Here is a 10,859-nt window from a genome sequence, read left to right as displayed (position 1 = left end):
CTCAGGTCGGCTACGCATCGTCGCCTTGGTGGGCCGTTACCCCACCAACTAGCTAATGCGCCGCAGGCCCATCCTCTAGTAGCAGATTGCTCCGCCTTTCATCCTTCCTTCAGGAGAAGAAAGGAATTATCCGGTATTAGCTACCGTTTCCGGTAGTTATCCCAGTCTACAGGGTAGGTTGCCTACGTGTTACTCACCCGTCCGCCGCTAAGCTTACCCCGAAGGATAAGCTCCGCTCGACTTGCATGTATTAGGCACGCCGCCAGCGTTCGTCCTGAGCCAGGATCAAACTCTCCAATAAGGTTTTTCCGAGCGGCCACTCCACCGAATTACTCCGAGGAAATAACCATCCGAAAATTATCGAAAAGAGCGATTCGCTCATTTTGAAACATCTGACGAGAATTAAAAATTCTCTATTTTGGACTTCACTTTCGTGAATTCCCACTCACTCGTTGTTCAGTTTTCAAAGATCAAGTTCTTATTTTTCTTCGTCGTCGCTTGTCAGCAGCGACCTTTATAATATATCACAGCGCCCTTATTTCAGTCAAGCGTTTTTTTATTTTATTTTTTCGCTTTGCTTATTGGCAAGCTATCAAAGAATATCTTGTCCAAAGGGCCGAGACTTAATGTATCATAAATCAAGAACCCGCGTCAACCTCTAAAACAAAGTTATTTTCAAACCTATAAGCATAAGTACTCCTGGAAGCCCAAGAACCGTTACAGCGCCTATAGTCGCAGGGTTCAGAGGGATGTAAATCTCCGTGATTAGTCCGGAAAAATTCACTACATAAATGCCAAGTGCCGCCAGAAGAAGATGAGTGCCAAACAGACTGATCCAAGCCCAGCCCAATTTTTTTCTAATAACGATCATAATCAGTAAAATGCCCGATATCACCAATACAGCAAGAGCCGCCGTTCTTAGCATGATGCTCCTCCTTTGTTTTTGGCCTTCTAAGCTTACAGTTGACTGCGGTTGAGCCCCAGACTTTTGGCGTGCTTCAGATGGATCTGATATTTACGCTCTGCAGCCTCCAAAATATATATCGCATAATCAATCTGGTCCTGACCCAGGGCCTCATTGAACATCAGGTGCGCTCTTTCCCACTCTGATTGCGCCTTACGCACCTCAAGAAATACGTTCCACTTCTCTTCCTGCCCCCCGCTGTAATCCTCTTCTCCGCCAGCCTTTTTCTTCAACGCTCTCCACCAAGCCATGCCCATTCCTCCTAAGAATAACTTCAGGGCGTCATCCAGCAACTCACCCTTATGTATTCTCATTCATATCGAAATGGGGACAAACTTAGAACTAAAAACGGCGGACAAAGTTGAACGTTGGATTCATGCAAGAGATAAAAAAAGAAGCCCTTGCGGGCTTCCTGCATCAAATATAACTTCAGCACTGCCTAGAACAGCTCACGACGGCCCTCAAGTGCCTTGGACAAGGTGACCTCATCCGCATACTCAAGATCACCGCCTACAGGCAGACCGTGGGCTATCCTGGTGATTTTGATCTCAAAGGGGCGGACAAGACGGGAGATGTACATAGCCGTGGCCTCACCTTCAATATTGGGGTTGGTCGCCATAATAAGCTCCTTCACCCGCTCATCGCTCAGACGGGTCAGCAGCTCCTTCAGACGGATGTCATCCGGGCCGATTCCTTCCATCGGTGAGATTGCCCCCTGCAGAACATGATAGTAGCCGTCGAACTCCTTGGTCCGCTCAATAGCCACAAGATCTTTGGAATCTTGGACTACACAGATTACGGAAGCATCGCGGGTCTTATCCTGGCAGATGCGGCATGGATCTGTGTCGGTGATATTACAGCATACCGAGCAATAATGAAGATTGCGCTTAACACTGACCAACGCTTTGGCAAAATCAATTACCTCGTCCTCTTTCATGTTCAATGCATGAAAAGCCAGCCGGGCGGCCGACTTCGGTCCGATTCCGGGCAAACGTGTAAAAGCTTCGATCAGCTTGGCTAGCGGTTCTGGATAATACAAGGTGATGGTTCTCCTTTGGACTGGATAAAGTACGGCTTAGAACAAACCAGGAATCTTCATGCCGCCGGTGAATTTACCCATGTCATTGTTAGCCAGCTCTTCAGCTTGGGTAAGGGCATCATTTACAGCAGTCAGCACAAGATCCTGCAGCATTTCGATATCCTCAGGATCAACAGCCTCAGGCTTAATCTGGATGGCGAGTACTTTCTTGTGGCCGTTGACTTGAACGGTAACCACACCGCCGCCGGATGAGCCTTCAATAGTTTTGCTGCCCAGCTCTTCTTGAGCCTTAAGCATTTGTTCCTGCATTTTTTTAACCTGCTTCATCATTTGGTTCATATTATTCATACATCGTCTCTCCTTTGGATGCGCTACTAGGCGCTGATAGGCTAAAATACTACTCTTTTATGACAACAAGGTCTTCCCCAAAGAGCTGGATCGCCTCGTCAATCCATGGTTCAGTCTGTGAATCTGCAGTTTCATGCTCATGCTCCAGCCGCAGCTCCTCTGTACCGGTCTGTGCAACAGACTTCACAGCAGCCTCATTCCAGTCACGCTGCATCATCGTTACCAGACGATAAGGCTTGCCCAGGCGGGCAGCAAACACATTCTCAATAACCTGTCTATTAGCCGGCTTCTCGGTTGTGTCGCGATGGATCGTGTTCTTAAAAGCAACCAGTATTGCATCCTCCATAACGGAGACCGGCTCACCATCCACAAACCACGCATGAACCGTTACCTTCTCCTCCTTCACTCCCTGCAGGACAAGGCTCCATTGCTTATAGACTTCGGCGAAATCGGCGCTGTCTTTGCCAGCGATAAACTTATCCAGCTGCGGAGGCAGCTTGGAGTGAGAGGATACCCGCGGAGCCTGGCTCTGTGCGGCCCCTTGCTTCTTCGCAGCCCCCTGATCACGTCCTCCACCAGAAACCGCCCCCGACTGTAAGGCCTGCTCCAGCTTCTTCTCCAAAGCGGCAATCTGCCGTTTGAGAAGCTCCAGCTCACCGGAATCTGCAGTCTGAGGCTGGCTGCCGGAGTGACTGGAAGCAGTTGCTGCAAAATTAGGCGCAGCCTCCTGAAGAGAGGCCCCATCCTGCTGCAGGCTGCACAGCTTCATCAATGCCACTTCAAACAAGGTCTGCGGATGAGTGGCATATTTCATCTCACCCAGATAGCGCGTCAGCGTCTCAACAATCGTAAACAACCGATCCCTGGAAAATGCAGCCGCCATATCGCGGAAATCTGCCGGATTTAAAACACGATCCGTTAAATGATCCGCTCCCGGCACCATTTTGATCATCAGTAGATCCCGGAAATAGTACAGCAGGTTCTCCAGACATTTATCCGCACTCTTGCCTTCGTGCATAAGCTGCTCGACAAGCTCCAGAAGCAGCCCCATATCCCCTTCCAGAATAGCAGTAGCCAGGCGCGCGAACTGCTCGGAGGGAATCCCCCCGGTCATCCCCAGCACCTGCTGATAAGTTACATTACCATCTGTAAAGGACGATATCTGGTCCAGTATGCTGAGCGCATCGCGCATTCCGCCATCGGACAGACGGGCAATGTACTGCAGCGCATCCGCGTCTGCTGCAATTCCTTCCTTCTCACAAATCTCGGTTAGGCGGGCCGTCTGTTCTTCCAGCGAAACCCTGCGGAAATCAAAACGTTGGCAGCGGGATATAATCGTCGCCGGTAACTTATGGGGTTCAGTCGTCGCCAGGATGAACATCACATGGGGAGGCGGCTCTTCAAGCGTCTTCAGCAGCGCATTAAACGCTTCTGTTGTCAGCATATGCACTTCATCAATAATATACACTTTACGGCGCACTTCGGTAGGTGCATATTTCACCTTATCCCGCAGGTCCCGAATCTCTTCAACGCCCCGGTTAGACGCCGCATCAATCTCCTGTACATCCATTATGTTGCCTGCAGTGATCCGCAAGCAGGAGGGACATTCATTACATGGCTCCGGCCCCGCACCCCGCTCGCAATTGACCGCTTTGGCGAGCACTTTGGCAGCGGATGTCTTGCCGGTTCCCCGAGGGCCGCTGAACAGGTAGGCATGCGAAACCCGCTGTTCACGAATCGCATTCTGCAGCGTTTGAATAATGTGCTGTTGCCCTACCATGTCATGAAACGACTGCGGCCGCCAGGCACGGTACAGCGCGATATGTTCCACTATGCATTACCCTCTCTTAAGCTGCCGCTTTCGGCATTTGTCGCTAACTTATTATACTATATTCACCAGACTTTGACCAAAAACAAAAAGCATCTTCGCTTGTGGCAAAGATGCTATTCATGGCAATATGTAAACCGCGCACCTGTTATTGATGGCTGCGATCCAAGCGGCAACCCTACAACACTGCTCGGGCTAGGCCACCCTCCGGCACAAGAGTAGACTTACTTATGGCTGCTTCCTTCCGGACCTGACCAGGTTCATAAGCACTCATTGCGGAGGACCCAACCGTCAACACAGCCCGTAGGGACCAAGGCCTCACATCGACAGCACCTCTAACAGGAATTCAACCTCGCTACAGCGGATTGCGAGTTACAGGGCACCGCTACCTCCCCGTCTAGCGCGGCGAAGATAAGTATAGCTTACGGCTGGACAAAAATCAAGGCACCAGATAAAGGAGAGGCTCCCGGATATTGCATCCGGGAGCCAATGTAATCCTTAAACCGCTAAGCGGCAAAATGATTAGATACCATATTTCTTCTTGAATTTATCAACACGTCCGCCGGCATCCAGGAATTTCTGCTTGCCAGTGTAGAACGGATGGCAGCTGGAGCAAATTTCGACTTTCAGCTCTGGTTTAACGGAGCCAGTTTCGAAGGAATTGCCACATGCGCAGGTCACCTTAGTCAGATGGTACTTTGGTTGAATTGCTTCTTGCATTTGAATTTCACCTCTCATGCCCTAAGCCTCATGCGGACCTAGAGTTATTAAAATACACAACGGTATTCTAGCACGAAAAGACGGATTCCGCAATATGTTTGGATTCCATATATTCTGCTACATGTGTACACGCCGCTGTTTGGCACGGGCCAGGTCCGCAGGCGGAACATGCGTGTAGGATCCTATAACAACATTCGGAAGTTCTTCACGGAAGATTTCAAGCATCGTCTTCATCCCCAGAATCTCCCCTTGAGCCGGCGGAATCAATTCCAGATAGCTCTCCGGATCAATATTGAGGTTGCGCATCTGAATCAGCTTCAAATCTGTACGTCTAACGAATTCCACCATCGCCTCAATCTCTTCCTCACGATCTGTTACTCCCGGGAAGATCAGATAGTTGATTGAGGTGTACACTCCCTGTGAAGCGGCATACTTCAGAGACTTTTCCACATTAGCCAGCGTATAGCCGCGCGGCTTGTAGTAAGCGTTGTAGTGCTCATCCAGTGCACTGATCGTGCTCACCCGCATTAAATCCAGGCCCGCGTCAACGATTCCCCGAATATGATCACTCAGGCCGGCATTCGTATTGATATTGATATACCCCATATCTGTGACGGAACGGACTTCACGAATGGACTCAATGATCAGCTTAGCCTGGGTGGATGGCTCGCCCTCGCAGCCCTGGCCGAAGCTTACAATGGACTGCGGTGTCTTGAGGTGCTCCAGCATCACTTGAGAAATCTCATTCACTGTAGGGCGGAAGTTCATCCGCGTCTGCGGAGATACAAAGCCGCTGTCATCAGGCTGTTCGGAAATGCAGCCAAAGCAGCCGGCATTACAGGAATAGGATACGGGAACAGCTCCCTCCCAGCGGCCTAAAAAGGTATTTGAAGAGGTCAGACATTCATAGCCAAGCGCACAGTTGGAGAGATGGTCATACAGACGGTTCTCCGGGTACTTGGCGGTCAGGCTGCCGACACCCGCTTTTACCTTCTCCCGGTCACAATTCAAAGGATTCCACTGCTCCGGATCATCGGTAAGATCAGCAGCCACGTAAAAGCCGCCATCCTTCCACACTACTGCGGAATAGCCAAAGAGTGGGAGCTTATACGACTTGTCTGTCTTGACATACCCGGGAAGACATAGACGGGTAAAGCCCTGCGGCAGCAAAGCCCCCACTGCCTGGGACCCTTCCGGCAATGACAGCATTTCACCCGTCTCAGGGTTCATGCCCACTGCCCGCGTGTTCGGCAGACCAACTAAGGTAGCGCCCTCGGGCAGCGGAATTAATTCTTCCTCCAGTATCTCAACAATCATATCTCCGCTGCGGGCCAGCCCGTGCAGCTCGGGATGATCATATACATTTCCTTGCTCATCGGCATATACCAAATACATGTTAGTCTCCTCTTGTTATCTTTTCTCAGGTTGTAGGAACAGAGGGCGTCTTCGGTCGCGTTGTCCGGCGCGCGGATGAACCGCTGTTAGAGGTTCCCCCGTTACTGGCCGTACTGCTCGGAGATGAGGCTTCTTTGTTCCCTGCAACATCAAAGGATGCCAGGAATTCGGCATTTGTCTTGGAATCACGCAGCTTTTTGAGGAAGCCCTCCACAAAGTCGTAGGACTCGTTCATATTTTTGCGGATCGCCCAAATGGTATCCAGCTCTTCCTTGCTCAGCAGCACTTCTTCGCGGCGTGTGCCTGAGCGGCGGATATCAATGGCCGGGAATATGCGCCGTTCCGCCAGCTTGCGGTCGAGGTGAAGCTCCATGTTGCCTGTACCTTTAAATTCTTCATAAATAATGTCATCCATACGTGAACCGGTATCAATAAGCGCTGTCGCAAGTATGGTCAAGCTTCCGCCCTCTTCCACATTCCGCGCAGAACCGAAAAACCGCTTAGGACGGTGGAACGCCGCCGGATCAATCCCCCCGCTGAGTGTTCGACCGGACGGTGGAACGACGAGGTTATAGGCACGGGCCAGACGGGTAATGCTGTCCAGCAGTATCACGACATCCTTTTTATGCTCGACTAAACGCAAGGCGCGTTGCAGCACCAGCTCGGCAACTTTGATGTGATTCTCGGGAAGCTCATCAAATGTGGATGCCACTACCTCACCTTTCACAGAACGCTGCATATCGGTTACTTCCTCGGGACGCTCGTCGATCAGCAGTACGAATAGGGAAATATCAGGATTGTTAGTGGAAATACTGTTGGCAATTTCTTTTAAGAGGAGCGTTTTCCCTGCTTTAGGAGGTGCTACAATCAAACCGCGCTGCCCCAGACCAACAGGAGCAAGCAAATCCATTATTCGGGTAGATAAATGGGTAGGGGATGTTTCAAGCGGCAGCTTATCTTGCGGATAAAGAGGTGTTAGCGCCGGAAAATGCAAACGCTCCGCTGCACTGGCAGGATTCTCGCCGTTGACGGCGTTGACTTGAAGCAATCCGAAGTAACGTTCGTTTTCTTTGGGTGTCCGGCATTTGCCGGATACAAGATCTCCGCTTCTGAGATCAAACTTACGAATCTGTGAAGCCGAGATATAAATATCCTCTGCACTGGGCAAGTAGTTGATCGGCCTTAGGAAACCATAGCCTTCCGGCAGAATTTCGAGTACGCCTTCCATAAACATAAGACCGCTCTGCTCTGCCTGTGCCCGAAGAATTGCAAAGATCAGCTCCCGTTTCTTGAGCGTCCCGTAGTATGGAATCTGGTATTTCTTAGCCAGTTTATACAAATCGGTCAGCTTCATTTCTTCCAAATCGGAAATTTGAAGATCCATGTAATAACCACCTATTCAATTTTTATAATGAGTTCATCTAGCATGTCAGCCGGGAAAATAGGAATCTATTAAATCCGCTTATTAGGATATCATTGCCCAAACTGGAAGGGGATATGCAATTTCAAGGCAGAAATCCCCCTCCAGACCAGCGGATAATTCTATTCTATTCGTTCTCACGCCATACTTCGGCTCCCAGGTTACGCAGGTTGGTGACCAGATTGTCATAACCACGGTCTATATACTCCACTCCTGTAACTTCTGTGATCCCTTCCTCTACCGTCAGTCCGGCAATAACAAGCGCCGCACCGGCACGCAGATCGGAAGCCTTTACCTTTGCAGCGTTAAGCTTGTTGCCTTCGATAATAGCTGAACGTCCTTCGACGCGGATTTTGGCTCCCATGCGAACAAGCTCCGGTACATGCTTAAACCGGTTACTGTATACAAAATCACTGAGTACGCTAACACCTTCTGCCTGAGTGAGCAGACTTGTCATCGGAGATTGCAAATCGGTGGCAAAACCGGGGTAAATCAAGGCTTTAACATCCGCATGCTGGTATTTGGCTCTGCCGATGACCCGGATGCTCTCATCCAGCTCCTCAATGTCCACGCCCATCTCCAGCAGCTTGGCGGTCAGCGCCTCCAAATGCTTCGGAATAACATTATCTATCAACACATTGCCGCGCGTAGCCGCTGCTGCAATCATGTAAGTTCCAGCTTGAATCCGGTCAGGAATAATGGAATGGCGGCAGCCGTGCATTTCCGCAACACCTTCGATCCGGATAGTTTCGGTACCAGCGCCTTTAATAACAGCGCCCATAGAGTTCAATAGGGTAGCTACATCTATAATCTCAGGCTCTTTAGCCGCGTTTTCAATAATTGTTGAGCCTTTAGCCCGTGAAGCCGCCAGCATAATGTTAATGGTGGCCCCTACGCTCGAAACGTCCAGGTAAATTTTCGCACCGCGCAGTTCTTTGGCGTATAAGTGAATAGAGCCATGATCATTGGTCACAGTCGCACCCAGTGCCTCAAAGCCTTTAATATGCTGGTCAATCGGACGCGGCTCAAAGTTGCAGCCGCCGGGAAGACCGATTGTCGCTTCCTTAAATCTTCCAAGAAGCGCCCCCATCAAATAATAGGAGGCCCGGAGCTTCTTGACCGGTCCGTTAGGCATTGGGATGGATACGATACGGGAGGGATTAATTCTCATTTGGTTGCCTGTCCAGGAGACAGTCGCACCAAGCTCTTCAAGAATTTCGGAGTAAACAGCTACATCACTAAGGGCTGGCAAGTTATCCAGAACAACTTCAGATTCGGCCAAAATCGCCGCAGGAATAAGCGCAATTGCGCTATTCTTCGCACCGCTGATGGTTACAACGCCCTCTAATGGACGTCCACCGCCAATCATTAATTTTTCCATAAATTTATCTGGTTCCCCCTACGTGTATTGCAGCTTGCCCAGGCAATACCTGCTGTGGCTTAAGTATGACAAGTAGAAACGGTTGCGCCGTCCTTGCATCAAGGACGGCACCCGTTTCTGCAACAAATATAAGGGCCGGATGGCTAATGCAGCACTGGACTCCTTATATTATGGAAAGACACCGGCTAGGCGGTGTGCTCTCCCTATCTTAGATATTCAGTTCAAATACTTATATTCACAGGCAGCATAAAGATGCCTGTCCGCTCACAGCGTGAATAAATTAGGCTTTGTTGCTGGAACCGAACTCGCGGATTTTACCGATAACGGTTTGTTTGATAGCTTCACGGCCTGGTGCGATGAATGTACGAGGATCGTAAGCATCCGGTTTAGCAGCAAGAACTTCGCGAACAACCTTAGCAAATGCAATTTGGTTCTCGGTGTTCACGTTGATTTTGGAAGTACCCAGGGAGATAGATTTCTTGATGTCATGCTCAGGAATACCTGTACCGCCATGAAGAACCAGCGGAAGCTTAACTGCATCGCGGATTTCTTCCATTTCTTTGAATCCGAGGTTAGGCTCGCCATGGTAAGGGCCATGTACGGAACCAAGAGCAGGAGCCAAAGTGTCGATGCCTGCTTCCTTAACGATACGTACGCATTCGTGCAGGTCAGCATATTGGATGCCGCCGATAACGTCGTCTTCTTGTCCGCCGACAGTACCTACTTCAGCTTCTACAGAAACACCTTTAGCATGAGCATACTCAACGACTTTTTTAGTCATTTCGATGTTCTCGTCGATAGGGTGGTGGGAGCCGTCGATCATTACGGATGTGAATCCGGCGTCAATAGCTTCTTTACATTTCTCAAAGCTGGAACCGTGGTCCAGGTGGATGGCAACAGGAACAGTGATCTTCATGTCATGAACAAGGCCTTCAACCATCTTAACAACTGTGTAGAAGCCGCCCATGTGACGAGCTGCGCCTTCGGAAACGCCAAGGATTACCGGTGATTTCTCTTCTTCTGCCGCACCAAGAATCGCTTGAGTCCACTCCAGGTTGTTGATGTTGTACTGACCAACAGCGTATTTTCCTTCAAGTGCTTTGTTTAACATGTCTGTCATAGATACTAATGGCATGGTTTCAATCCTCCTAAGAATGTTGGGTTGCCTATAAAAGCCGACATCACATACAGGCCTATTATAGCACATCCTGTGTCAAATACTAAATAGGACAAACAAAAAAATGTCCCGGTGGGACGATATTCACCCAGCCCATGCCTAAAGCAAATTCTTCCTCTTTAGAGTATCCATAACAGGACATACTCAAACTACCGGTTCCCGGGTCAGCTGCACTCTTCAATCGACTTACCATTAAGGTGCATATTAACCGCTACCCGCATCTCATCAATATCAAAAGGCTTGGTGAAATGCATTAACGCCCCCAGCTTTGTCGCTTCTTTAATCATATCCAGCTCTCCGTAAGCTGTCATCATAATAACCTTGATTGCCGGGTTGATATCCTTCAAATGCTTCAAGATTTCAAGTCCGTCCATTCCCGGAATCTTCATATCGAGCAAGACCAAGTCGGGCGACTCGCTGCGGACAATGTCTAAGGCCAATTTTCCGTTAGCTGCTTGAAATGTGGCATACCCTTCACTATTGAATACTTCCATGAGGAGAATCCGGATTCCGTTCTGATCATCGACTATTAACACTTTTTTCTTTTCCATACCATACCCTCCCAGAATTTAAAGCAGATTGTCCAT

11 protein-coding genes, 1 rRNA gene and 1 other RNA gene are annotated in these 10,859 nt (G+C 49.6%); all 13 read right to left on the bottom strand.

Translation table 11 applies throughout. The features are described from left to right. Window positions 1-301, bottom strand: a 16S ribosomal RNA gene (locus ACX1DY_RS30105); the annotation flags it as partial. A gap of 357 nt (window positions 302-658) precedes the next feature. Then, window positions 659-925: a pro-sigmaK processing inhibitor BofA family protein gene (locus ACX1DY_RS30100; protein WP_458967793.1), complete on the bottom strand. Its 267-nt coding sequence runs from the start codon at window positions 923-925 to the stop codon at window positions 659-661. Between the two features lie 32 nt (window positions 926-957). Beyond that, entirely contained in the window at window positions 958-1,215 is a 258-nt protein-coding gene (locus ACX1DY_RS30095; RefSeq protein ID WP_458967792.1) for a hypothetical protein, read from the bottom strand. Window positions 1,216-1,403: 188 nt separating this feature from the next. Next, a complete protein-coding gene (gene recR / locus ACX1DY_RS30090; RefSeq protein ID WP_019914395.1) occupies window positions 1,404-2,003 on the bottom strand; it encodes a recombination mediator RecR in 600 nt (199 codons plus the stop codon). A gap of 36 nt (window positions 2,004-2,039) precedes the next feature. Then, entirely contained in the window at window positions 2,040-2,351 is a 312-nt protein-coding gene (locus tag ACX1DY_RS30085; RefSeq protein ID WP_458967791.1) for a YbaB/EbfC family nucleoid-associated protein, read from the bottom strand. A 49-nt stretch (window positions 2,352-2,400) separates the two neighbouring features. Continuing rightward, the gene (gene dnaX / locus ACX1DY_RS30080; RefSeq protein WP_458967790.1) at window positions 2,401-4,182 is read right to left on the bottom strand and encodes a DNA polymerase III subunit gamma/tau; all 1,782 of its coding nucleotides are present in this window, start codon (window positions 4,180-4,182) and stop codon (window positions 2,401-2,403) included. 134 nt (window positions 4,183-4,316) lie between these two features. After that, window positions 4,317-4,585, bottom strand: an RNA gene (gene ffs, locus ACX1DY_RS30075) — signal recognition particle sRNA large type. A gap of 116 nt (window positions 4,586-4,701) precedes the next feature. Next, on the bottom strand, window positions 4,702-4,899 hold the full coding sequence (gene rpmE, locus ACX1DY_RS30070) for a 50S ribosomal protein L31 (protein ID WP_028531059.1): 198 nt from the start codon (window positions 4,897-4,899) through the stop codon (window positions 4,702-4,704). 117 nt (window positions 4,900-5,016) lie between these two features. Continuing rightward, window positions 5,017-6,294 (bottom strand): radical SAM protein, encoded by a 1,278-nt coding sequence (locus tag ACX1DY_RS30065; protein ID WP_458967789.1) that lies wholly within the window; start codon window positions 6,292-6,294, stop codon window positions 5,017-5,019. Window positions 6,295-6,319: 25 nt separating this feature from the next. Further along, the gene (gene rho / locus ACX1DY_RS30060) at window positions 6,320-7,678 is read right to left on the bottom strand and encodes a transcription termination factor Rho (RefSeq protein ID WP_458967788.1); all 1,359 of its coding nucleotides are present in this window, start codon (window positions 7,676-7,678) and stop codon (window positions 6,320-6,322) included. Window positions 7,679-7,841: 163 nt separating this feature from the next. Continuing rightward, window positions 7,842-9,095 carry a UDP-N-acetylglucosamine 1-carboxyvinyltransferase gene (locus ACX1DY_RS30055; RefSeq protein WP_458967787.1) on the bottom strand — a complete coding sequence of 418 codons (1,254 nt, stop codon included), beginning with the start codon at window positions 9,093-9,095 and terminating at the stop codon, window positions 7,842-7,844. A 280-nt stretch (window positions 9,096-9,375) separates the two neighbouring features. Beyond that, on the bottom strand, window positions 9,376-10,230 hold the full coding sequence (fba, locus tag ACX1DY_RS30050; RefSeq protein WP_458967786.1) for a class II fructose-1,6-bisphosphate aldolase: 855 nt from the start codon (window positions 10,228-10,230) through the stop codon (window positions 9,376-9,378). A 206-nt stretch (window positions 10,231-10,436) separates the two neighbouring features. Continuing rightward, entirely contained in the window at window positions 10,437-10,823 is a 387-nt protein-coding gene (locus tag ACX1DY_RS30045) for a response regulator (RefSeq protein ID WP_458967785.1), read from the bottom strand. Between the last annotated feature and the right edge of the window lie 36 nt (window positions 10,824-10,859).

This window comes from Paenibacillus sp. BAC0078 (assembly GCF_054483875.1).
The sequence above is the reverse complement of the archived record's forward strand: the minus strand, read 5'-3'. Positions and strand labels throughout refer to the sequence as shown.